A 22,968-nucleotide genomic window follows, 5' to 3' on the forward strand; every position below is an offset into this window, starting at 1 on the left:
CCGCCCGGCTTGCCCGGGGCTGTGGGCTGCGGCAAATTCACGGCCTGGCCCGTGTGGGAGAAGACCATGGCCGAGGCGGCGGAGCGCGCGCTACGCATCCGGCGGGCAGAGGCCGCGGACTGCGGCCTGATCCTCGCCCTCATCCGGGAGCTCGCCGAGTACGAGCGCCTCGCCCACGAGGTGGTGGCGGACGAGGCGCTGCTGCGCAAGCACCTGTTCGGCCCGCAGCCGGCGGCGGAAGTGCTGCTCGCCGAGGCCGGTGACGAGCCCGTCGGCTTCGCGCTCTTCTTCACCAGCTTCAGCACCTTCCTCGGCCGCCCCGGGCTCTACCTGGAGGATCTGTTCGTGCGCCCGGCCCATCGCGGGCAGGGCTACGGCCAGGCGCTGATCGGCGCCCTCGCCCGGCTCGCGCTGGAGCGCGGTTGCGGGCGGCTGGAGTGGTCGGTGCTCGACTGGAACACGCCCGCCATCGGGTTCTACCGGGCGCTCGGCGCCGAGCCGATGGACGAGTGGACCACCTACCGCGTCACCGGCGCTGCCCTGGAGCGTCTCGGCAACGGCGGCGGCCACGCATGAGCCGCTCCAACGTCGTGCTCATCGGCATGCCCGGCGCCGGCAAGAGCACCGTCGGCGTGCTCCTCGCCAAGCGCCTCGCTCTCGGCTTCGTCGATACCGATCTGCTGATCCAGAGCCACGCCGGGCGCAGCCTGCAGACCATCGTCGACCAGCAGGGGCATGAGGCTCTGCGGGCGGTGGAGGAGGAGGTGCTGCAGACGCTCACGGTGCGCGACCACGTGATCGCCACCGGCGGCAGCGCGGTGTACAGCGAGGCCGCCATGGCCGCCCTGCGCCGGGACGGCGTGATCGTGCATCTGCACGTGGACTGGCCGGTGCTCGAGCGCCGGGTCACCAACCTCGACACCCGCGGCATCGCCAAGGCCGGCGACCAGACGCTGCGGGACGTCTACGACGAGCGTGAGCCCCTGTATCAGCGCCACGCCGAGATCACGGTGGACGCCTCGCAGCTTGACCAGGAGGCGACGATGGAGGCCATCGTGGAGGCGCTGCAAGGGCGTGGTCAGGCGCATCACACCTGACGTCAACCCATCGCGGAGGCCGGCATCAGCTTGCGCAGGGCGGGACGTGGCGGGAGCGCCCCGGGCACTGCATATGACCCCTGAACGCCGCCGCGGACAGGACTGACTCCGGCGTTGCATCCATCCCCGCCTGCGGGCAGCCTGATGGTGGCGGTGCGGTGTGCTTCGGCATCATCGGGAGACAGCCATGGCCCTGGATGATCCACCGCGCGGCCTGCTCATCGACATCGACGGCGTGCTCTACGTGGGCGACGCCGCCCTGCCCGGCGCCGGTGAGGCGCTGCAACGGCTGCGTGCGGCCGGGCTGCCGCTGCGCTTCGTCACCAACACCACGCGCCGCTCCGCGGACGATCTGCTCGGGAAGCTGCGGGGGCTCGGCTTCGAGGTGGCGCCGGAGGAGCTGCTCACCGCCCCTCGGGCCGCTGCGCACTGGCTGCGGGCACGGGGCAGCCCGCGCATCCTGCCGCTGATCCCGGAGGTGCTGGAGGACGAATTCAGCGAATTCCCCGTGGATGAGGTGACGCCCGAGGTGGTGCTGCTGGGCGACCTCGGGGACGCCTGGCGCTACCAGCATCTCAACCAGGCGTTCCGGGCGCTGATGGATGGCGCCGAGCTGCTGGCGCTGCACCGCAGCCGCTACTGGCGCACGGAGACGGGCCTGCAGCTCGACCTCGGCGGCTTCGTCGCCGCGCTGGAATACGCCAGCGGCTGCGAGGCGGTGATCGCGGGCAAGCCGGCGGCGGCCTTTTTCGCCGCGGCGCTGGACGGCCTGGGCGTGGCGGCCAGCGAAGCGCTGATGGTCGGAGACGATCTGGAGGCGGATGTCGGCGGCGCCCAGGCGGCGGGGATTCCCGGCGCGCTGGTGCGCACCGGCAAGTTCCGGGAAACGCAGCTGGCCCGGTCCGAGGTCCGGCCGGCGGCGGTGATCGATTCCATCGCCGAGCTGCCGGCGCTGCTGGGGATGCGCTGATCGGGCTGGGAGGGGCGAGCCGCCGCCGCAGCTCTGGCATAATGCGGCGTTCCCCCTCGCCGAGCCGCGGAGAGTCGATGAGTCGCAAGATCCTCGTCACCAGCGCCCTGCCCTATGCCAACGGGCCGATCCACCTGGGCCATCTGGTGGAGTACATCCAGACCGACATCTGGGTGCGCTTTCAGAAGCTGCAGGGTCATGAGTGCTGGTACGTCTGCGCCGACGATGCCCACGGCACGCCGATCATGCTCAAGGCCCGGGAGCAGGGCATCACGCCCGAGGCACTGATCGAGCGCGTCGGCCGCGAGCACCGCGAGGACTTCGCCGGCTTCGGTGTGGCCTTTGACAACTACCACACCACCCACTCCGAGGAGAACCGCCACTACTCGGAGCTGATCTACGCCCGCCTGCGGGACGGCGGCTGGATCGACCGCCAGACCATCACCCAGGCCTACGACGAACGCGAGGGGATGTTCCTCCCCGACCGCTACATCAAGGGCACCTGCCCCCGCTGCGGTGCCGCCGACCAGTACGGCGACAACTGCGAGGTCTGTGGCGCAAGCTATTCGCCGGACGAGCTCAGGGACCCGGTCTCGGTGGTCTCCGGCGAGCGCCCGGTGCCGCGGGAGTCAGAGCATTTCTTCTTCCGCCTGCAGGACTTCGAGGGGATGCTGCGGGAATGGGCCGGGGGCGACCGGCTGCAGGAGGAGATGGCGAACAAGCTGCGCGAGTGGTTCGACGAGGGCCTGCGCGCCTGGGACATCTCCCGCGACGCGCCCTATTTCGGCTTCGAGATTCCCGATGCGCCGGGCAAATACTTCTACGTCTGGCTGGACGCGCCCATCGGCTACATGGCGAGCTTCCGCAACCTCTGCGAGCGCGAGGGGCTGGACTTCGACGAGTACTGGGCGGCGGACTCCGAGGCGGAGCTGTATCACTTCATCGGCAAGGATATCGTCTACTTCCATGCCCTGTTCTGGCCGGCGATGCTGCATGGCGCCGGCTTCCGCAAGCCGACCCGGGTCAACGCCCACGGCTTCCTGACCATCAACGGCCAGAAGATGTCGAAGTCCCGCGGCACCTTCATCATGGCCTCGACGTATCTGCGCCACCTCAACCCCGAGTACCTGCGCTACTACTTCGCCGCCAAGCTGAGTGACGGCGTCCACGACCTCGATCTCAACCTCGAGGACTTCAGCCAGCGGGTGAACTCGGACCTGGTGGGCAAGCTCGTGAACATCGCGAGCCGCTGCGCCGGCTTCATCAACAAGCGCTTCGACAACCGCCTCGGGCGCCGGCTGGAGTCGCCGGAGCTGTTCCGCCGCTTCACCGCCCGCGGCGAGGTCATCGCCGAGCTCTACGAGCGGCGCGACTTCGCCCGGGCCATGCGCGAGACCATGGCCCTCGCCGACGAGGCCAACCAGTACATCGACGAGCAGAAGCCCTGGGTGATGGCGAAGGATCCGGACCAGGCGGAGCAGGTCCAGGCCGTGTGCACCACGGGCCTCAACCTCTTCCGCGTGCTCATGCTCTACCTCAAGCCGGTGCTGCCGCGCACGGCCGAGGCCGCGGAGGCCTTCCTCAACGTCCCGCCGCTACGCTGGGCGGACGTCGGCCAGCCCCTGCTCGACCACCCGGTGGCGCGCTTCCGCCCGCTGATGACCCGGGTGGACCCGGAGCGCATCGAGGCGATGATCGCCGAGTCCAGGGACACCATGGGGCGCAAGACGACGGCACCCGCGGAGGAGGCAGTCGATGCTTCCCCTGCGGAGCCCATCGCCGAGGAGATCGGTTACGAGGACTTCGCGCGGGTGGACCTGCGCGTGGCGCGCATCGAGCGCGCGGAGCACGTGGAGGGCGCGGACAAGCTGCTGCGCCTGGTGCTCGACCTCGGCGGCGAGGAGCGCCAGGTCTTTGCCGGCATCAAGTCCGCCTACGCCCCTGACGAGCTGCAGGGGCGGCTCACGGTGATGGTGGCCAATCTCAAGCCGCGCAAGATGCGTTTCGGCGTCTCCGAGGGCATGGTGCTGGCCGCCGGCCCCGGCGGCGACGAGCTCTGGCTGCTGGCGCCCGACGCCGGCGCCCGGCCCGGCATGCGGGTGAAGTGACGCCGTGACCGCCCGCGAGCCCGAGGCACCGCTCACCGAGCGCATCGATGCCCTGCTGCCCCAGACCCAGTGCCGGCAGTGCGGCTTTGCCGGCTGCCGGCCCTATGCCGAGGCCATCGCCCGCGGCGAGGCAGACATCGACCAGTGCCCGCCCGGCGGCGACGCCGGCGCCGCCGCGCTGGCGCGGCTGCTCGGGCGCACTCCGAAGCCGGTGGACCGCCGCTACGGTACCCCCGGACCGGTACAGCTTGCCTGGATCGACGAGGCCCCCTGCATCGGCTGCACCAAGTGCATCCAGGCCTGCCCGGTGGACGCCATCCTCGGCGCCCGCGGACAGATGCACACCGTCATCACCGAGGAGTGCACCGGCTGCGAGCTCTGCGTCGACCCCTGCCCGGTGGACTGCATCCACCTGGTGCCGGCCGGGCGCGAGCATGAGGATGCCGCCACCCGCCAGGCCCGGGCGGACCGGGCGCGCGAGCGCCATCGCGAGCGCGAGCGACGACTCGCCGAGCGGCGCGCGGAGAAGACGGCCCAGCGCGAACGGCGGCGGGCCGCCGCGGCCCGCAGCGGCGTGCCGGACCGGGACACGCGCCGCGCGGCGGTCCAGGCCGCGCTGGAGCGGGTGCGCGCCCGGCGCCGCAGCGGGGGGCGTACGCCATGAACCGCGAGAAGCGCGCCGAGATCTTCCGCCGCCTCCGCGACGCCAATCCGGCGCCCACCACCGAGCTCACCTACAGCACACCGTTCGAGCTGCTGGTGGCGGTCATGCTCTCGGCCCAGGCCACCGACCGCAGCGTCAACGCGGCGACCGCGCGCCTGTTCCCGGTGGCGAACACCCCCGAGGCGATCCTCGCCCTGGGCGAGGAAGGCGTGAAGCAGCACATCCGGACCATCGGGCTCTACAACAGCAAGGCGAAAAACCTCATCGCCACCTGCCGGCAGCTCGTCGAGCAGCATGGCGGCGAGGTCCCGCGTACGCGCCAGGCGCTGGAGGCGCTGCCCGGCGTCGGCCGCAAGACCGCCAACGTCATCCTCAACACCGCGTTCGGGGAGCCGACCCTGGCCGTGGACACGCACATCTTCCGCGTCGCCAACCGCACCGGTCTCGCCCCGGGGCGCAACGTGCGCGAGGTGGAGGACCGGCTGCTGCGGCACGTGCCGCGGGAGTTCCTGAAGGACGCCCATCACTGGCTGATCCTGCACGGGCGCTACGTCTGCACCGCCCGCAAGCCCCGGTGCGGCGCCTGCGTGATATTCGACCTCTGCGAGTTCCGGGAAAAGGACAAGTACGCGGAGGCCTGACCCGGAGCGGCGCGGCTCTGCCGCGCTGCCCGGGGCGCGCCGATCAGTTGCCGCGATGCATCATGCCGCCCTGGCCCATGCCGTGGCCGCCAGCCCCCTGGCCCGGCATCATGCCGCCGCTCCCCTGCTGCATGCGTTCGCGCAGCTGCGCCTGGAAATCCTCCGGCAGGGCGTCGCGGACGGCGGACCGGAAACGCAGACCGGAAAGCATCATGTCTCGACGGGCGGCGGACAGGCGGTCATAGGCCTCGGCGACGGCGTCCTCGTCCAGGGTATCCGCGCTCAGCGCGGCCTGCAGATCACGCCGGGCTTCCGCCATGGCGAGCATCTGGTCGAAGCGCTCCGCGGCATGCTCCGCATGCAGCTCCCGCAGCCGGTCGCGCTCCGCCTGCGGCAGCCCGGCGAGCCCGGCCGCAAAGGCGCCCATCATGCCCTGGCCCATCATGCCCTGGCCCATCATTCCCGGGCCCATCATCCCCGGGCCCATCATCCCGTGGCCCATCATGCCGGGCTGCATCATGCCCTCGCCCATCATGCCGGGACCCATCGCCCCGGAGCCCATCATGCCGTAATGACCGGGCCACGGTCCGTGATGACCGGCATCCTCCCCATATCCGCTGCCTGAGCCGCCATGGGCTAGGGCAGCGCCGGCGACCGCCACGCCGAGAGCGAGAACCAGTAGCGTGCTGCGCATCGCGTTTCCTCCCAAGCTCGAGATGTGGCTCGAGAATACACCCGGGGGCATATGGCGAGCCATGCCAATCAGCGCCCGCCCTGCCACGGCTCGAGAATCTCCCGGGCGAGCCGGCGGCCGCGGTCGGTCAGAGCGAGATGGCCATCCTGCCGGGCCACGAGGCCGCGCTGGGTCGCCTCCGAGAGCGTAGCCTCGACCCGGCCGGGCGACCACATCAGGTGATCGTTCAGGGCCGCGGTACGGCTCTCCTCCGCCGCCTGCGGGCCGGCCTCGTGCTGGTAGAGGTGCACGGCCAGGGTGCGCAGGGCGTTCTCCAGCGCCTGGCGCCGCTGCCGCCGCCAGCGCACCAGCATGCCGTGGCGCGGTCCAGCCACCAGCGCCAGCAGCAGGCATACCCCGGTCATCAGCGCCATCATGCCGCCGATGGAGACATTCAGCGCAATGGCGGCGGCGTAGCCGAGCGGGCTCGAGAGCATGCCGATGGCCATGGCGTAGAGAAGCATGCGATCCAGCCGGTCGGTGAGGAGGTAGGCCGCTGACGGCGGCACGATGACGAAGGCGATGAACAGCACCACCCCCACCGCATCGAAGGCGGCCACCGCCGTGGTGCTGGTGAGCAGCAGTAGGGCATAGAACAGCAGCGCGGGCGCGAAACCGAGCGCCTGCGCGAGCTGCGGGTCGAAGGTGGCGATCTTGAGCTCCTTGTAGAACAGGCCGACGAAAAGGGCGTTGACGAGGGTCACCGCGGCCATGGCGAGCAGCGCCGTGGGCACCTCGACCCCACCCAGCGGCGTCGTCTCCAGCCACACGAAACCGATCTCCCCGAGCAGCACCGTATGCTCGTCGACGTGGACGTCGCGGGCGTAGAGGTTCAGCAGCAGCACGCCGACTGCGAACAGCACGGGAAACACCAGGCCGATGGCGGCGTCCTGGCGCACGCGGCGCGTCTGCGTCAGCGCCTCGATAAGCATGACGGTGAAGACCCCCGTCAACGCCGCGCCGACGACCTGGACCGGGCCGCTGATCTGCCCGGTTAGCAGCCAGACGATGACGATGCCGAAGATCACCGTATGGCTGATGGCGTCGGACAGCATGCTGTTGCCGCGCAGCACGAGGAAGCAGCCCACCAGCGCGGCGGCAACCCCCACAAGGGCACCGGTGAGCATGATCACAAACGGCGGCTGCGAGAGCAGTTCCGCGAACATCAGCCGCCATCCCGGGCGAGGTCGCCACCGGCCTGTAGGTACTTCGCGCGCGAGCGGCCACGCCTGGTGAGGACCCAGTGCGCCCCCTCCTCGCGCATGTGCTGGCAGGAGCGCACCAGCCCACGGCGCGCCAGCGCCTGCAGCGAGCGCCGCGTGCCTACGCCGTGATAGGCATCCACCGCGCCCTGCTCCGTCGGGTAGTGGGGATCCTCATGCGCGCTCGCGAGGCGGTAGAGCGTGAGCAGCACGGCCTCCTGGCTCAGCCGGCGGCGGAAGGCAAGGCGCCGGTGCAGCCCCCAGAGCAGCCCCCGTCCCGGGGCGATCAGCAACGAGACCAGGGTGATGGCGGAGGCGCTCAGGACCACCAGCGGACCCGTGGCGAGACCGCGTCCGAGCGCGCTGACCACGGCGCCGAAGACGCCCGCGGCAACCCCCATCAGCGCCGCCACGATGACCATGATGCCAAGCGAGCGCGCCCACTGCCGCGCGGCCACCGCGGGCGCGATAACCATCGCCGCCATCAGCACGACGCCCACCATCTGCAGACCCACCACGATGGCAAGCGCCACCATCACTGTCAGCAGCGCATCCAGCAGTCGCACGGGCAGACCGATCACCCCGGCGAATTCCGGGTCGAACGTGACCAGCTTGAGCTCCTTCCACAGCAGCGCCACCATCGTGAGCGCGAATGCGGTGATCCCGCCCATCACCCAGAGATCCCGGCGCAGGATGGCCGCCGCCTGACCGAACAGAAAGGCGTCCAGGCCACCCTGGCTGGCGTTGCCGGTGCCCTGGATGTAGGTGAGCAGCACCACGCCTGCGGCGAACGAGAGGCTAAGCGCGATGCCGAGCGCGGCGTCGGTCTTCAGGCGGGTCATGCGCACCAGGGCGAGCATGGCCAGCGCGGCCAGCACGCCGGTGAGCAGCGCGCCGGCGAGGATACTGCCGAGCTCACGCCCGCCAGCGACCAGGAAGCCGAGGCAGACGCCGGGCAGCGCTGCATGGGAGAGCGTATCCCCCAGCAGGCTCTGCTCGCGCAGCACCGCGAAGCAGCCCAGGGCGCCGCTGACGATCCCGAGCAGCGCGGCGCCGAGGGCGACGTTCTGGATGGTGTAGTCGCCGATCAGCTCCAGCAGTGCCGTCATGGCACGGCCCGCTCGCGCGCCGCCGCGCCGGCGTCCGGCGACTCCTCGTCCTCGCCGGACGCGCCGGTCTGCAGCAGCGCGACCTGGCCACCATAGGCGCGCCGCAGGTTTGCGGCGGTATAGGTTTCGGCCATCGCGCCCTGGGCGACGACCCGGACGTTGAGCAGGACCAGCCAGTCGAAGTAGCTACGCACGGTATTCAGGTCATGATGGACGACGATGGCAGTCTTGCCGCGATCACGGAGGCCGCGCAGCAGCTCGATGATGGCCCGCTCGGTGGTCGCGTCAACGCCCGCCATGGGCTCGTCCAGGAAGTAGATATCCGCGTCCTGCACGAGGGCGCGCGCCAGGAAGACGCGCTGCTGCTGCCCGCCCGAGAGCTCGCTGATCTGTCGGTCCGCGAGCGGTGCCATGCCAACCTCATCAAGCGCCGCGCGGGCACGGGCGCGTTCCGCACGCCCGGGGCGGCGGAACCAGCCGAGTTGCCCATATAGCCCCATGGTCACCACGTCCAGGGCGCTCGTGGGGAACTCCCAGTCGACGCTGGAGCGCTGCGGCACGTACCCGACGCGGCGGCGTTGCGCCGCGTACGGCCGCCCGAACAGCCGCACGTGCCCGGCCGCGGGCGGGATCAGCCCGAGCACGGTCTTGAGCAGGGTGCTTTTGCCCGCGCCGTTGGGGCCGACGATACCGCAGAGCACACCGGGCGGCACGTCGAGATCGATGTCCCAGAGTGCGGGTCGGTCGCCGTAGCTGACCGTCAGGTCCTCCACGTGGAGCGCCAGCTCGGGCTCGTGCAGATGGCTTGCGGGCATTCACGGTCTCCTTGCAGGTACCCGGTAATCACGCATCCGGGCGGGCCGGGGCGCCCCAGCGCTCGGCCCAGGTAGCCAGCGGCGCGGGCAGCGCCGGCACCGATCCGCCCAGGGCGCGCACGATGGTTTCGGTATTCGAGACGATCATCCCGATATAGGTACCCTCGGCCGTGCCCGGTTCGCCCATGGCATCCGAGTAGAGCTCGCCGCCGAGCTCGACGGGCTGCCCGCGCTCCCTGGCAGCGGCGATCACCGCCTCGATGGTGCGCGGATTGATCGTGCTCTCGATGAAAACGGCGGGCACCCCACGTTCCGCCACTGTCTGCGCCATGCGCCGGATGTCGGCGACACCCGCCTCGGACTCCGTGCTGATGCCCTGGATGCCGGCAACCTCGATATCGTACGCACGACCATAGTAGGCGAACGCATCGTGCGCCGTGACCAGGATGCGCTGCGATTCCGGGATGCTCGCCACAGCCTCCCGGACCCAGGCATCGAGGGCCTCGAGCTGCTCCACGTACGTCCCGGCCCGACGTTCGATGGCAGCGGCGCACTCCGGACGCAGGTCCACCACCGCCTGACTGATGGTCGGCACAATCTGCCGCCAGAGGCTGACGTCCATCCACAAGTGGGGGTCGATGCCGTAGATGTCCTGGACCGTAATCAGCTGCCCCGTGTCGATGGAAGCGGGGGCTACCGCGATGGTCGGTTTGCGCTGCCCGAAGCGCTCCAGCACGTTCCCGAGCTGGCCTTCCAGCGAGTACCCGGAGTAGAGGATCAGGTCGGCCTCCTGGAAAAGGGCGACATCACCGGCGCTCGCCTGATACAGGTGCGGATCCACGCCCGGTCCCATGATGGGCGTCACCTCCGCGCAGTCGCCGAGCACCGTCTGTGCCACATCCGCGATCATCCCGATCGTCGTCACGACCCGGACCGGACCCTCCTGCGCGGCCGCCGAGGCGCCGATTCCGAAGGCCGCGACAATGCCGGCCAACCACACCCGTATCATGGGATTATCTCGCTTTTGCAGAAGATGCTGTGAAATGTAGCAAGGTCTTAATTCCGGGACAAGCCTCCACGCAGCGCGAGCGGGCACGCGCCGCTGGATCCGGGGCAATCGTCATCCCCCTCCGGCGTAGCGGACGGGTGGCCAATCCGGGCGCTAGCGCCGGGCCGATGACCGGGCGCCCGCGACGCCCGAACCCGCGCGCGTTCCGCGCCGGCCCGGGCACGGGCGTCAGTTGTTCCAGGGGCTCATGGCACCCCCGCCGGTGCTGCCCGCAGCATCCTCGCCGAAGTGCTCGGCCAGATAGTCGAGGATCACCTCCCGGTTCTCCGGGCCGGGCTCCATCATGCCCTGCTCCTCGACCATCCAGTCGAGGGTGCTGTCCCAGCGCTCCCGGCTCTTGCCCTGCTGGGTCACGAGACGAATGGAGTGGCAGGCCGAGCAGAGCGCCCGCACCAGGGTACGGCCCTCGCCCGGTGGCAGCGGACCGGCATCCTGAGCCGACGCGGGCAGGGCCAGCAGCAGCGCTGCCAGCCCCGCCAGCACCCGTCGAGGCGCTCCCCTCATACCGGCACCCGCACCGCGATCCGGTGCATGGAGTTGTTGAGATAGCCTTTGGGATTCCAGGCCACCGCGAACGGCTGGCTCTCTCCGGCGTCGTCCGTGGCGCGGGCCCACACCTCGTAGTAGCCCTTCTGCGGAAACTCTAGCCGAGCCCGCCAGCGCTGCCAGGAGTAGGGGTTGGGCGGCGGCGAGAGCTCCGCCTGGTGCCAGGTGCTGCCGAAGTCGTAGGAGACGTGCACCGCGCGCACGGCACGGTCCCCGGCCCAGGCATGACCCCGCACCTCGAGCCTGCGGTGATCCCGGGGCAGCTCATGCCCGGACATGGGCGAGGTAATGAGCGACTTCACGGGCATCGACTCGATGATCCTGAAGTCCTCCTCCGGCACTTCCTGACCCGGCTCCACCGGATAGCGCGGCACCCGATAGGACATCCCGCCCATTTTCTGGCCGTCGTGCACCCGGTCCCGCACCCAGATGCGGCTCAGCCACTTCTGCGATACCGAGCCCGGCCAGCCCGGCGCCACGATACGCAGCGGCGCCCCGTTCATGGGATGCAGCGCGTCTCCGTTCATGCGGAAGGCGACCAGCGTGTGCGGGTCCATGGCCTTCCAGATGGGCATGCCGCGGGAGATCGCGTCCCGCTCCGGATCGCCGGAGAGATGGCTGTCGCGCCCGTAATGGCCGGTATAGCGGGCGGTGTCCCGCATGCCCGCGGCCCTCAGCACGTCGCGCAGGCGCACGCCGGTCCACTCGGCGTTGCCGATGGCACCCAGGGTCCACTGATTGCCGCTCGCCGGGGGGTTGAAGGCGGCACGCCCATTGCCCCCGCACTCGAGCTGCAGGCGCAGGGTCACCACCTCGAAGCGCGACTGCAGATCCTCGATGCCGAGGTCCAGCGGGTTGTCCACCTCGCCGTCCACGGTCATGCGCCAGCCGTCCGGGGTGTAGTCGCCGGGCGGCAGGCCATTGTTGCGGATGAAGTGCCGCGCCGTGGGCGTGACGTCGTCATCGAGCAGATGCGGCGGGGTCTCGGCGTTCACCGGGCGGTCGTTCAGCACGCGCAGCCCGTCCTTGCCCTCGATCTCGAACGCCCCGGTCTCCTCGGCCAGGGCGGCGGGAATCAGGCCACCGGGCATATTGCGGTGGAACGGGATGCTGCCCCCCACCACCGCAGCCATCGTGGCCAGCCCCGCCCCCTTGAGGAATCCCCGGCGGTCACTGCACCAGCGGCGGCCGAACAGCAGGGCGTCCGCGCGCTCGGGGTCGGTCTCGTACAGCTCGCAGATCCCGCGTTCCTGTTTGCGTTGCTCGCTCATCGCTCTCTCCTCTGCCGGTCATGACGGCTTCTGCCCCCGCTTGTCACGCGGGGTCACGGAGAGACGAACGGGGCCAGCGGTTTATTCCCTCGCTGCGGGAATCCCGGCGCTCAGCCGACGCACGGTGCGCTGCGCGCACGGCTGCGGGCAAGGGCGAGGCGGGTCGCGGGATCGGGCTGGGCATGCGCTCGCGAGGCCTCGCGCAGCGTCTCGAGGAGCATGCGATGACGATCGGAGGCCATTCCGCTCACCGCCAGGACATAGCGCAGGGGCCCGGCCTGCCAGTGCCTCAGATCGACCCGGCCGTTAGGCGAGGCCAGCGCCGCTGCCGCTCCGCGCGCAGGCGCCGCGAACAGGCTCACGCGGCAGCCGCGGCTGCCCAGATAGCCGAGCTGGATCGCGGACCGGCCATCGGGGAGCGCCAGGCGCCTGACCGCGGCCAGCTCCAGTCCGGCCGCGGTCAAATCCGGCACGAAAACGCCCGCGGGCAGGTCGGAGACCGCCCGCAGGGCGGCGTCATCCGGCGACCAGGCCGCGTGGGCCTGCACCAGCTGCGCACCCAGGCGCTCGCCCTGGGGCGTCGGCGCCAGCAGCGCGATGACCACGGCCAGCGCCGCCACCACCGCCGCCGCCAGCAGCGGCCGCGGTGCGCGCCGCCGCCCGGCGCTCTCCTGCGCACCCGGAAGCCGCGCGAGGCGCCGCTTGAGCCGCCGCAGGGCGTCCACCTCCGCGGCGAGCCCGGCGTCGGCGGCCACCGCCGCCGCCACCGCCGCCGCCTCGCGAGCCGGCAGCTCGCCATCGACGTAGGCGTTCAGGGTCTCCCAGTCCGGCCGCCGTTCACCGCTCATTCACGGTCTCCTCCCTGGCTCAGAACCCCCGGCTCGAGCGCGCCCAGCAGGGCGCGCCGCGCCCGGGCCAGGCGGCTCATGACGGTGCCCACCGGCAGTGCCAGCGTCGCCGCCGCCTCGCGATAGCCGTAGCCCTGCAGATCCACCAGCAGGATCACCTCGTACTGGGCGGGCGGCAGGCGCCGCAGCGCCTGGCGCAGCGCAATTTCCTCCTCCGGCGCAGCGCCTTGGCCAAGCGCCCAGCCAGCGGCGGCGCGGGCCACGCTCGGCTCGGCCTCGCGCCGGCGCCGCTCGGCCCGCACGCCGTCGACATGGCAATGACGCAGCGTGCGGAACAGCCAGCGCCCGCGGGCGCGCTCGGCGGCTGGCAGCCGCTCGGCGGCCAGCGCCCGCGCCGCACACTCCTGCACCAGATCCTGCGCCCGCTCGCGATCCCGCGTGAGCGTCATCGCGTAGGCGAACAGCGGCCGCATCCAGCATACGAGCCACTCGCGAGCGGTAGCCATGACCGGCCTACCCCACACTCTCCTCGGACCCTGCCCACCGAATCTAGCGCGCCCGGCGCCCGGCGCAAGCCCGCCCGGCGCCGGCGGTCACAACACTGATACACGTCGGTCGTCAATGCGACATACACCCCTGCAAGCCTCTTTGGTGCCCCTTCAAGGACGCAGCCGACGGAGGTATAGCCATGTCCCGCCGCAACGATTGCATCGATCGTTCCCGCCGCCGTCTGCTCGGAGCCGGCGCGGCGCTGGGCGCCGGCGCGGTGGTGCTGCCGTGGGCCGGCCGGGCGCCGGCGGTGGTCACCTCGGAAAGGAGCCGCCCGCAGATCCCCCATGGCGTGGCAAGCGGCGACGTCACACCACACTCGGCCATGATCTGGAGCCGCAGCGACCGCCCCGCCCGAATGCTGGTGGAGACGGCACCGACGGAGTCCTTCCGCCTAGCGCGCCCGCTGCGGGGGCCCGAGGCGCTGGCGGCGGACGACTACACCGCCCGCCTTTACCTGCGCGATCTGCCCGCGGGCGAGGACGTCTTCTACCGGGTGCGCTTCCAGAGCCTGGAGGATCCGCGCGCGGTGAGCGAGCCCGTGGTCGGACGCCTGCGCACCCCGGGCGGCGGGCGCGGGGACGTGCGCTTCGTCTGGGGTGGCGACACTGCGGGCCAGGGCTGGGGCATCGACGAGAGCCTTGGCGGCATGCGCATCTACGAGGCCATGCGCAGCCTCGCCCCGGACTTCTTCATCCACAGCGGCGACACCGTCTACGCCGACGGCCCGCTGGAGCGCGAGGTCGCTCTGCCCGACGGCGGCACCTGGCGCAACCTCGTCACCGAGGAGAAGAGCAAGGTGGCGGAGACCCTGGACGAGTTCCGCGGCCAGTACCGCTACAACCTGCTGGACCGCAACGTCCGCGCCTTCAACGCCGAGGTGCCGCAGCTCTGGCAGTGGGACGACCACGAGACCGTGAACAACTGGTACCCCGGCGAGGTGCTGGAGGACGAGCGCTACCGCGTGAGCAGCGTCGATCTGCTCGCCGCCCGCGCCCGCCGCGCCTTCCTCGAGTACGCCCCGCTGCGCCCGGTGGCGGGCGACCCCCAGCGCATCTACCGGCATCAGGCCATGGGCCCGCACCTGGAGCTGTTCTTCCTCGACAAGCGCAGCTACCGCGGCCCCAACACCCGCAACCGGCAGGCCGCACCCGGCCCCGATACTGCCCTCCTCGGCGGCGAGCAGATCGCCTGGTTGAAGCGCGCCCTGCTCGCCTCCCGCAGCACCTGGAAGGTGATCGCCTCGGACATGCCGGTGGGGCTCATCGTGAGCGACGGCGAGGCCTTCGAGAACGGCGCCAACGGCGACGGCCCGCCCCTCGGCCGCGAGCACGACATCGCCGAGCTGCTGCGCTTCATCCACCACAACGACATCCGCAACGTCGTCTGGCTGACCGCCGACGTCCACTACGCCGCCGCCCACTACTACGACCCGGCGAAGGCCCGCTTCGCCGACTTCCGCCCCTTCTGGGAGTTCGTCACTGGGCCGCTGCACGCCGGGACCTTCGGCCCCAACGCCCTCGATCCGACCTTCGGCCCGCAGGTGATGTACCAGAAGGCGCCGCCGGAGGGTCAGCGCAACCTGCCGCCCTCCGCCGGCCTGCAGTTCTTCGGCGACGTCCGCATCGACGGCGCCAGCGGCGTGATGAAGGTCGCCCTGCGGGATATCGACGGGCAGTCGCTGTTCAGCGTCGACCTGGAGCCCGAAACCGCCTGACCCTTGCCGGGGCGGCCACGCCGCCCCGGACGCTTCCCGTCGCGCGCGTCCTGCGGTTCCCTGCCACCGGGGATCATCGGGAGCCCAGGATGAACCGGGCCGAGAGGACCTGCCGGCTCCACGGGCTGCTGCAGGGACGCCAATCGGTGTCCCTCGCCCGGATCTACGGACGAGCTGGAAATCTCGCGCGCTACGGCCAAGCGCGACATCCAGTACCTGCGCGACTTCTTCCAGGCACCGCTGCTCTACCACCGCGAGCGCAACGGCTACCCCTACGCCCCCGACACCGCCGCATTCGAGCTGCCCGGCCTATGGTTGAACGAGAGCGAGATGTTCGCCCTGCTCGCCGCCGAGGAGCTGCTGGAGAGCGTGCAGCCGGGGCTGCTGCGCCGCCATCTCGGCCCGCTCAAGCGACGTCGCCGCCAGCTGCTCCACGGCTTAATCGGACTCGATTGGTTCGCGGAGATAGTCCACCAGGCGCCGCGTCACGCTGCGCGGCGGTGTGTTCGGTGGCCAGACGGCGTAGACGGGCATCGCCGTCACGGACCACTGTGGCAGCAAGGGGACGAGGTCACCGGTCACCAGGTCTTCCGCCACCAGGTAGTCCGGCGGGGAGGATATGCCCAGTCCTGCCCGGGTGAGCTGGTACATGGCGTCGACGCTGTCGACCTGGATGCGTGAGGTGAACTGGATACGAGCGCGCTCGCCGTGCGGGCCGATCAGATCCCGTGCCGGCGGCAGCATGGCCAGCCGGATCCAGGGCCACGCCGCGAGCTCCGAGGGCTCGGCCGGTCGCCCGTAGCGATGCAGGAGAGCCGGGGCACAGACCAGGGTGCGTTCGACCTGCCCCACGCTGACCGCCTTCAGCGCGCTGTCCGGCATGGTGCCGACCCGAAGGGCCATGTCGACGCCCTGGCCGACGATGTCGGTGCGGCGATCCGTGGCGATGAGGGTGATGGAGACGTCCGGGTGATCGTGGGCGAATGCAGTGATCCGCCGCATGAGGGGCCCGCGCAGGAGGGCGGCGGGAAAGGATACGGAGATCTCGCCGGCCACCTCCTTGGCATCCTCGGCGAATAGACGGGCGATGCTTTCCGCCGACCGCGCGAGGGCGCTCGCCTCGCCGAATACCCGGCGGCCGCTGGCGGTCAGCGCCAGCTTGCGTGGCGAGCGGTAGAGAAGCGCGGTGCCGCGCCGCTGCTCGAGCTGGGCGATGTGGTGGCTGACCACCGATGGCGAGAGGCCGAACGCCTCCGCCGCCTTCCGGAATGAACCGGTCTCCACCGTTTTAGCGAAGAGCACCAGCGCCCGCAGATCCTCCAGCATAGCTGCAGATTATCGAACACTGAAATCCAGGAAAATGGGATTGTGGCGATAACGCGGGTCGCTTAGCTTCCTCCCCGTCCAGTGGAGGATCGCCATGAGCCTGCTTCTCGCCATGGGCGGCTTTGCCGCTGCAATGTCGGCCTCGCCCGGACCGGTGAACATCATCACGCTGACCTCCGGCGTGACCAACGGAGTCAGGAGGACCCTACCCTTCGTCACCGGAGCCACCATCGGCTTCACCTGCCTGCTCGCTGCCATCGGCCTGGGGCTGTCCGGGCTCATCGACGCCTATCCGGCAGCGCTGCAGGTACTGAAGTACGCCGGCACGCTGTTCATCCTCTTTATGGCATGGCAGCTGTTCCGCGCGGGCGGTGCGCTGGAGCTAGGGCGGCGCGCCTGCCCCCGGTTCCTGGAAGGGTTTGCGCTTCAGTGGCTGAACCCGAAGGCATGGCTGGCCTGTGTGTCCGGAGTCAGCGCGTTCACCACGGCAGGGGACTACGCCGCACTGGCCGTCTTCTGCGCCCTATACTTCGTAATCTGCTTCCTCGGCATCGGTGGCTGGGCCGTTCTGGGCAACGCTGCCGTGGGGCTCGTGCGTAGCGAGCGGCGGATGCGGTGGTTCAACGCCGCCATGGGGACCTTGCTGGTTGGGGTCGCCGCCTACCTGTTGCTGAGCGAGGTGCCACCGCCATCGGCGACCGCCTTGTAAACCGCATCCTGACTACGTACCCGCCTCAGTCATGCCGCTGGGACCTCGCGGGCGGGATAACGGCCGTGCTGGCTGCGACCCGGGACGGCCAGGACGACGCGCGGGAGAGTCACCGGGCGCAGGCCAGCTCATCGGTCCTGAGCACACACGTCACGCGCAACGCGGCGCTGCCCGTCGGACCCGCGCCCGCAGCCGTGAGGCAACCGCCCTACCGGAACGCCGGCTCGTCGAAGCTGCGCAGCTTGCGGGAGTGGAGGGCGTCGATGCCCGCCTCCTCGAGCACGCGCAGGGTCTCCAGGCCGATGGTGAGGTGCTGGTTGATGCGGGTGTGATAGAAGGCGTTGGCCATGCTGCGGAGCTTCAGCTCGCCGTGCATGGGCTTGTCCGAGACGCAGAGCAGCGTGCCGTAGGGCACGCGCAGGCGGAAGCCGTTGGCGGCGATGGTGGCGCTCTCCATGTCCACGGCGATGGCGCGGGACTGGCTGAAGCGCTCGTAGAGCTCCTCGTAGCGGAACTCCCAGTTGCGGTTGTCGGTGCTCGCCACGGTGCCGGTGCGCAGGCGCGTCTTGATATCGCTGCCGGTGAGGCCGGTGACCGCGACCACCGCCTGCTGCAGGGCCACCTGGATTTCGGCGATGGGCGGCACCGGCACCCACAGGGGCAGATCCTGATCCAGCACGTGGTCCTCGCGGATATAGGCGTGGGCGAGGACGTAGTCGCCGAGCTGCTGGGAACGGCGCAGTCCCCCGCAGTGGCCGACCATGATCCAGCAGTGCGGGCGCAGCACCGCCAGGTGGTCGGTGATGGTCTTGGCATTGGAAGGTCCGGTGCCGATGTTGATCAGCGTCACCCCGAGGCCGTCCGCCCGCTTCAAGTGATAGGCCGGCATAGGCGGCTGCTGCGCCGGCGGCACGCCGCCGGCGGGCGTCTCCGGATCACCGTCCTCCACCACATCCCCGGGCTCGACGAAGGCCGTGTAGACCGCGCTGTCCACCACCTGCTCGTGGCCGTAGGCGATGAAGTCGTCCACGTAGCGCTGGTAGTTGGTGAACAGGACGAAGCCCTGGAAGTGGCGCGGATCCGTGCCGGTGTAGTGGTGCAGGCGCTGCAGGGCGAGATCCACCCGCAGCGCCGGAAACAGGGACAGCGGCAGCGGGTGACCGGGCGGCGTGCGATGCGTGCCGTTGGCGATGGCATCGCCGATGCGCCCGAGGTTCGGCAGGTGGAAGATGCGCTCCATCTGCCGGACCTGCTCGGCGGTGAGGTCGGCGGTGGCTTCCTCCACCACAAACGGCAGCGGCATCGGCTCGTCGCTCACGCCCACCAGAACCGGCACGCCGTGGTGCTCGATCAGCAGGCCGAGCTGCTCGCGATAGTAGTCGGCGAAGATGTCCGGTCGGGTGACCGTGGTGCCGTGCACGCCGGCGTTGCGCAGGGCGCCGTAGGTGGTGCGCGGGGCGACGTTCAGCTCGGAATGCCCCACTTCGATGCCGACGTAGGGGTAGCAGGCGTCGAGCACGCCGTCCGGCTCATGGTCACCGGCGACGAAGCGCCGGTGGCGCTCGCGGATGCGCTCGGCCGCCCCTTCGTAGAGCTCACGTATGCGCGCCACCGCCTCCTCTGCGGTGCGGCATATCTTCAGATCCCGCGCATTGCCGTGTCCGGTCTGCTCCATGCCGCCTCCCGAGGCCGCCACCGTATGCCGCCACTCTACGCCCGGCACGCGGCCGGGCGTAGACAGCGCCGCCGCTCAGCCGCGCCGCCTCGCCGCGACGCGCAAGCGCAGCGCGTTCAGCTTGATGAAGCCCTCGGCGTCCTTCTGGTCGTAGGCGCCGGCGTCGTCCTCGAAGGTGGCGATGCTGGCGTCGAACAGGCTGTCGGTCTCCGAGCGGCGGCCGACGACGATGACGTTGCCCTTGTAGAGCTTCAGGCGCACCGTGCCGTTGACGGTCCCCTGGGTGTCGTCGATGAGCGCCTGCAGGGCGCGGCGCTCGGGGCTCCACCAGTAGCCGTTGTAGATCAGCTCGGCGTACTTGGGCATGGCCTCGTCCTTTAGGTGGGCGGACTCGCGGTCGAGGGTGATGGACTCGATGGCACGACGGGCGCGCAGCAGGATGGTGCCGCCAGGGGTCTCGTAGCAGCCCCGGGACTTCATGCCGACGTAGCGGTTCTCGACGATGTCGATGCGGCCGATGCCGTTGTCGCCGCCAAGGCGGTTCAGCCGCGCGAGCAGCTCATGGGGGGCGAGGCGCTCGCCGTTGATGGCCACCGGGTCGCCGCGCTCGAAGTCGAGGTCGATCTGCGTCGGCTGGTCCGGGGCGGCCTCGGGGGCGACGCTCCAGCGCCACATGGCCTCCTCGGCGGGAGTCCAGGTGTCCTCCAGCACCCCACCCTCGTAGGAGATGTGCAGCAGGTTGGCGTCCATCGAGTACGGCGAGCCGCCGCCCTCTTTCCGGCCCTCGATGGGGATGCCGCGCTGCTCGGCGTAGGCGAGCAGCTTCTCGCGGGAGTTGAGGTCCCACTCCCGCCAGGGGGCGATGACGCGGATGCCGGGCTCGAGGCCGTAGTAGCCGAGCTCGAAGCGGACCTGGTCATTGCCCTTGCCGGTGGCGCCGTGGCAGACGGCGTCCGCCCCCACCTCGCGGGCGATCTCGATCTGGCGCTTGGCGATCAGCGGCCGGGCGATGGAGGTCCCGAGCAGGTACTCGCCCTCGTAGATGGCGTTGGCCCGGAACATCGGGAAGACGAAATCCCGCACGAACTCCTCGCGCAGGTCGTCGATGTAGATCTCCTGCACGCCGAGCTGCTCGGCCTTCTTCCGCGCGGGCTCCAGCTCCTCGCCCTGGCCGAGATCGGCGGTGAAGGTCACCACCTCGCAGTCGTAGGTATCCCGCAGCCACTGCAGGATCACGGACGTGTCCAGGCCGCCGGAGTAGGCGAGCACGACTTTTTTCACTTCACTCATCGAAGGGGTTCCCTTTCCGGGGCGGCCCGGTATGGCCACCCTCTGCGGCCCCGCAGGGCCTCTGAGTTTCGGGTTTCGAGCTTAAAGTTTAAAGTTCGGCGCAGCGCGCCACACGGCAGACTCGGGCGCCGCGCCGTGACCACCGCCCGGTGACGCCGCAGGCCGGAACCTGCCGTCGCGGTACAGCGGAGCCAAACCTTAAACCTTAAACTTTAAACCCGAAACTGCTGCGCAGCCGACCCGCGCAACTCCACCCGGCGCCCCACTCCAAAGGTCCGACCCATGGACAGCCTCACCATCACGCAGCCCGACGACTGGCATCTGCACCTGCGCGACGGCGACGTGCTCGCCGACGTCGTGCACTGGAGCGCCGCGCGTTTCGGGCGGGCCATCATCATGCCCAATCTGGTGCCGCCGGTGACCACCACCGAGGCCGCCGTGGCCTACCGGGAGCGCACCCTCGCGGCGCGGCCCGCAGGCTCCGGCTTCGAGCCGCTGATGACGCTCTACCTCACCGACAACACACCGGCGGCGGAGATCGAACGGGCCGCGGCGAGCGGGGTGGTACAGGCAGTGAAGCTCTATCCCGCCGGCGCCACCACCAACTCCGACTCCGGCGTCACCGACCTCGGCCGCTGCCACGACGCCCTCGAGGCCATCGCCGAGCACGACCTCACTCTCTGCATCCATGGCGAGGTCACCGCCCCCGGCGTGGACATCTTCGACCGGGAGGCGGCGTTTCTCGACGAGCGCCTGGGGCCTCTGCTGGACGCCCATCCACGCCTGCGCGTGGTGCTGGAGCATCTCACCACCCGCCGTGCGGTGGAGTTCGTGCGGGCCGGCCCGGAGCGTCTCGGCGCCACCATTACCCCGCAGCACCTGCTGATGAACCGCAACGACCTGCTTGCCGGCGGCATCCGCCCGCACCACTACTGCCTGCCGGTGCTCAAGCGCGAGCGCGACCGGGAGGCGCTGCTGGAGGCCGCCACCTCCGGGCATCCGCGCTTCTTCCTCGGCACCGACAGCGCGCCCCACGAGCGCGGACAGAAGGAAACCGCCTGCGGCTGCGCGGGAATCTTCACCGCGCCGCTGGCGCTCGAGCTCTATGCCGAGGCCTTCGACGCCGTCGGCGCCCTGGCGCGGCTGGAGGGCTTCGCGAGCCACCACGGCGCCGATTTCTACGGCCTCCCCCGCAACCGGGATACGCTCACCCTGCGGCGGGCGCCGCGCCGCCTGCCGGACGCCCTGCCCTACGGCCGGGGCTGGATCGTGCCGCTGCGCGCGGGTGCCGAAGTGGCCTGGCAGCTTGCCGGGGACCCGGCGAGCCCCTAACATCGGCACGCCTCGACGCCACCCGGTCCGCACCGTGAGCTCCGACACCTCCCCCGCCGCCGCGCGTATCGCCGGCCGCTTCCGCGGTTTTCTGCCCGTCGTGGTGGATATCGAGACCGGCGGCCTCAACGCCGCCACCGACGCCGTGCTGCAGATCGCCGCGGTGATCCTGCGCATGGACGACGACGGCCGCCTCGGTCCGGTGGCAACGCACACCACCCACGTCGAGGCCTTCGAGGGCGCCAACCTCGACCCGAAGTCGCTGGAATTCAACGGTATCGACCCGGACCACCCCCTGCGCATGGCGGTGCCGGAGGAGGAGGCGCTGCGCCAGATCTTCCAGCCCGTGCGCGAGGAGATCCGCGCCACCGGCTGCAAACGCGCCGTGCTTGTCGGCCACAACGCCTGGTTCGACCTCGGCTTCCTCAACGCCGCGGTGAACCGCTGCGGCCTCAAGCGCAACCCCTTCCACCCCTTCTCCAGCTTCGACACGGCGACTCTGGGCGGCCTCGCCTACGGCCAGACCGTGCTCGCCCGCGCCGTCAAGGCGGCGGGCCTGGAATGGGATCCCCGCGAGGCCCACTCGGCGATCTACGACGCCGAGAAGACCGCCGAGCTCTTCTGCACCATCGTCAATACCTGGGACGAGCTGAACGGCTTCCCGGACTACTCGGCACGTCGCTAACCCAGGTTGGCGCAGGGCCGAAATGTGCGGCCAAGCGCGACGTGGATTCGATAAACACAACGACACCACGGACACAACGGATCACAACGCTTGCGATTTCGTTGTGCATCGTTGTGCACGTGCTGTCGTTGTGTTTAACCCAGGCACGGGGCCAGCGGCAGAACGCGTACGCAGAACTGCGTAAGTTGCCGACCTTACGAGGAATATCCAATACCGTTGAAAGGCGTGTACCGCCACCCTGTCACCAACGTCGGACAGCGCAGAGCGCACCCGGCGTCGGACCACAAACAGACGCATTCGGAGGTATACGCCATGATCCGCAAGACCCTTCTGACCCTCGCCCTGGCCGCCACCGTCACGCCGGCCCTGGCAGCCGTGAAGTCCGGCATCGAGCTCGCCGAGGAGCGTGCGCCGGTGGCGAAGAGCGAAGTCCAGGACCGCTTCCTGAAGCGGCACTTCAATCGCTACGACAACGACCGGGACGGTCAGCTCGACGCCCAGGAACTGAGCGTGTACATCCAGACGAACCTGGGTGCGCGTTCCGCCGGCCAGCGGTGAGCCGCAACACCGTGGCGCCGGCAACGGGCCACGGAAACGAAGCGGGGCGCCCTC

The 22,968-nt window shown here is 70.3% G+C and carries 22 protein-coding genes and 2 pseudogenes; 12 read left to right on the forward strand and 12 right to left on the reverse strand.

The window, feature by feature from the left end:
• Nucleotides 1–66 precede the first annotated feature (66 nt).
• The 6 genes and pseudogenes from LMH63_RS14380 (at nucleotide 67) to nth (ending at nucleotide 5,480) form a co-directional block, all read left to right on the forward strand.
• On the forward strand, nucleotides 67–576 hold the full coding sequence (locus LMH63_RS14380) for a GNAT family N-acetyltransferase (protein ID WP_109679791.1): 510 nt from the start codon (nucleotides 67–69) through the stop codon (nucleotides 574–576).
• A complete protein-coding gene (locus tag LMH63_RS14385; protein ID WP_109679792.1) occupies nucleotides 573–1,097 on the forward strand; it encodes a shikimate kinase in 525 nt (174 codons plus the stop codon). The genes LMH63_RS14380 and LMH63_RS14385 overlap by 4 nt, the downstream gene beginning before the upstream one ends.
• 187 nt (nucleotides 1,098–1,284) lie before the next feature.
• Nucleotides 1,285–2,067 carry a TIGR01458 family HAD-type hydrolase gene (locus LMH63_RS14390; protein ID WP_109679793.1) on the forward strand — a complete coding sequence of 261 codons (783 nt, stop codon included), beginning with the start codon at nucleotides 1,285–1,287 and terminating at the stop codon, nucleotides 2,065–2,067.
• A 77-nt stretch (nucleotides 2,068–2,144) separates the two neighbouring features.
• The gene (gene metG / locus LMH63_RS14395; RefSeq protein WP_109679794.1) at nucleotides 2,145–4,175 is read left to right on the forward strand and encodes a methionine--tRNA ligase; all 2,031 of its coding nucleotides are present in this window, start codon (nucleotides 2,145–2,147) and stop codon (nucleotides 4,173–4,175) included.
• A 28-nt stretch (nucleotides 4,176–4,203) separates the two neighbouring features.
• A pseudogene (locus LMH63_RS19545) lies at nucleotides 4,204–4,608 on the forward strand (RnfABCDGE type electron transport complex subunit B); the annotation flags it as partial.
• Between the two features lie 227 nt (nucleotides 4,609–4,835).
• Complete coding sequence (gene nth, locus LMH63_RS14405; RefSeq protein WP_109679796.1) at nucleotides 4,836–5,480, forward strand: endonuclease III; 645 nt, start codon at nucleotides 4,836–4,838, stop codon at nucleotides 5,478–5,480.
• Between the two features lie 43 nt (nucleotides 5,481–5,523).
• Here the strand turns inward: nth and LMH63_RS14410 are convergent, their stop codons facing one another.
• The 9 genes from LMH63_RS14410 to LMH63_RS14450 form a co-directional block, all read right to left on the reverse strand.
• Nucleotides 5,524–6,174 carry a periplasmic heavy metal sensor gene (locus tag LMH63_RS14410; protein WP_109679797.1) on the reverse strand — a complete coding sequence of 217 codons (651 nt, stop codon included), beginning with the start codon at nucleotides 6,172–6,174 and terminating at the stop codon, nucleotides 5,524–5,526.
• 68 nt (nucleotides 6,175–6,242) lie between these two features.
• Nucleotides 6,243–7,379 carry a metal ABC transporter permease gene (locus LMH63_RS14415; RefSeq protein ID WP_109679798.1) on the reverse strand — a complete coding sequence of 379 codons (1,137 nt, stop codon included), beginning with the start codon at nucleotides 7,377–7,379 and terminating at the stop codon, nucleotides 6,243–6,245.
• Entirely contained in the window at nucleotides 7,379–8,524 is a 1,146-nt protein-coding gene (locus LMH63_RS14420; protein WP_109679799.1) for a metal ABC transporter permease, read from the reverse strand. The genes LMH63_RS14415 and LMH63_RS14420 overlap by 1 nt, the downstream gene beginning before the upstream one ends.
• On the reverse strand, nucleotides 8,521–9,339 hold the full coding sequence (locus LMH63_RS14425) for a metal ABC transporter ATP-binding protein (RefSeq protein WP_109679800.1): 819 nt from the start codon (nucleotides 9,337–9,339) through the stop codon (nucleotides 8,521–8,523). Before LMH63_RS14425 ends, LMH63_RS14420 begins: the two co-directional genes overlap by 4 nt.
• A 28-nt stretch (nucleotides 9,340–9,367) precedes the next feature.
• Nucleotides 9,368–10,264 (reverse strand): metal ABC transporter solute-binding protein, Zn/Mn family, encoded by an 897-nt coding sequence (locus LMH63_RS14430; RefSeq protein WP_229332605.1) that lies wholly within the window; start codon nucleotides 10,262–10,264, stop codon nucleotides 9,368–9,370.
• Nucleotides 10,265–10,576: 312 nt separating this feature from the next.
• Nucleotides 10,577–10,912 carry an aldehyde dehydrogenase gene (locus tag LMH63_RS14435; RefSeq protein WP_146205267.1) on the reverse strand — a complete coding sequence of 112 codons (336 nt, stop codon included), beginning with the start codon at nucleotides 10,910–10,912 and terminating at the stop codon, nucleotides 10,577–10,579.
• Nucleotides 10,909–12,225: a sulfite oxidase gene (locus LMH63_RS14440; protein WP_109679803.1), complete on the reverse strand. Its 1,317-nt coding sequence runs from the start codon at nucleotides 12,223–12,225 to the stop codon at nucleotides 10,909–10,911. The genes LMH63_RS14435 and LMH63_RS14440 overlap by 4 nt, the downstream gene beginning before the upstream one ends.
• A 110-nt stretch (nucleotides 12,226–12,335) precedes the next feature.
• A complete protein-coding gene (locus tag LMH63_RS14445; protein WP_109679804.1) occupies nucleotides 12,336–13,073 on the reverse strand; it encodes a hypothetical protein in 738 nt (245 codons plus the stop codon).
• Nucleotides 13,070–13,579 carry an RNA polymerase sigma factor gene (locus tag LMH63_RS14450; protein ID WP_109679805.1) on the reverse strand — a complete coding sequence of 170 codons (510 nt, stop codon included), beginning with the start codon at nucleotides 13,577–13,579 and terminating at the stop codon, nucleotides 13,070–13,072. The genes LMH63_RS14445 and LMH63_RS14450 overlap by 4 nt, the downstream gene beginning before the upstream one ends.
• Nucleotides 13,580–13,761: 182 nt before the next feature.
• Here LMH63_RS14450 and LMH63_RS14455 point away from each other — a divergent pair, with 182 nt between their 5' ends.
• On the forward strand, nucleotides 13,762–15,339 hold the full coding sequence (locus LMH63_RS14455; protein ID WP_109679806.1) for an alkaline phosphatase D family protein: 1,578 nt from the start codon (nucleotides 13,762–13,764) through the stop codon (nucleotides 15,337–15,339).
• An 89-nt stretch (nucleotides 15,340–15,428) separates the two neighbouring features.
• Nucleotides 15,429–15,771: pseudogene (locus tag LMH63_RS14460) on the forward strand (HTH domain-containing protein); the annotation flags it as partial.
• 6 nt (nucleotides 15,772–15,777) lie between these two features.
• Here LMH63_RS14460 and LMH63_RS14465 read toward each other — a convergent pair.
• Nucleotides 15,778–16,665, reverse strand: coding sequence for a LysR family transcriptional regulator (locus LMH63_RS14465; protein WP_109679807.1), 888 nt, complete (start codon nucleotides 16,663–16,665; stop codon nucleotides 15,778–15,780).
• A 94-nt stretch (nucleotides 16,666–16,759) separates the two neighbouring features.
• Between LMH63_RS14465 and LMH63_RS14470 the strand changes: the two genes are divergently transcribed.
• Nucleotides 16,760–17,374, forward strand: coding sequence for a LysE family translocator (locus LMH63_RS14470; RefSeq protein ID WP_109679808.1), 615 nt, complete (start codon nucleotides 16,760–16,762; stop codon nucleotides 17,372–17,374).
• A gap of 208 nt (nucleotides 17,375–17,582) precedes the next feature.
• Here LMH63_RS14470 and LMH63_RS14475 read toward each other — a convergent pair whose 3' ends face one another.
• Together LMH63_RS14475 and LMH63_RS14480 are read right to left on the reverse strand one after the other, a co-directional pair.
• Nucleotides 17,583–19,049, reverse strand: coding sequence for an AMP nucleosidase (locus LMH63_RS14475; RefSeq protein ID WP_109679809.1), 1,467 nt, complete (start codon nucleotides 19,047–19,049; stop codon nucleotides 17,583–17,585).
• Between the two features lie 75 nt (nucleotides 19,050–19,124).
• Nucleotides 19,125–20,339, reverse strand: a complete 1,215-nt coding sequence (locus LMH63_RS14480) for an argininosuccinate synthase (RefSeq protein ID WP_109679810.1) — start codon at nucleotides 20,337–20,339, stop codon at nucleotides 19,125–19,127.
• Between the two features lie 282 nt (nucleotides 20,340–20,621).
• On the opposite strand from LMH63_RS14480, the gene pyrC reads away from it, so the two are divergent.
• The 3 genes from pyrC (at nucleotide 20,622) to LMH63_RS14495 (ending at nucleotide 22,914) form a co-directional block, all read left to right on the forward strand.
• A complete protein-coding gene (gene pyrC / locus LMH63_RS14485) occupies nucleotides 20,622–21,671 on the forward strand; it encodes a dihydroorotase (RefSeq protein WP_109679811.1) in 1,050 nt (349 codons plus the stop codon).
• Between the two features lie 34 nt (nucleotides 21,672–21,705).
• Nucleotides 21,706–22,356 carry a ribonuclease T gene (gene rnt / locus LMH63_RS14490; protein ID WP_199225732.1) on the forward strand — a complete coding sequence of 217 codons (651 nt, stop codon included), beginning with the start codon at nucleotides 21,706–21,708 and terminating at the stop codon, nucleotides 22,354–22,356.
• 312 nt (nucleotides 22,357–22,668) lie between these two features.
• Complete coding sequence (locus LMH63_RS14495; protein WP_109679812.1) at nucleotides 22,669–22,914, forward strand: EF-hand domain-containing protein; 246 nt, start codon at nucleotides 22,669–22,671, stop codon at nucleotides 22,912–22,914.
• Nucleotides 22,915–22,968 lie beyond the last annotated feature (54 nt).

This window comes from Spiribacter halobius (assembly GCF_020883455.1).
GTDB lineage: Bacteria > Pseudomonadota > Gammaproteobacteria > Nitrococcales > Nitrococcaceae > Sediminicurvatus > Sediminicurvatus halobius.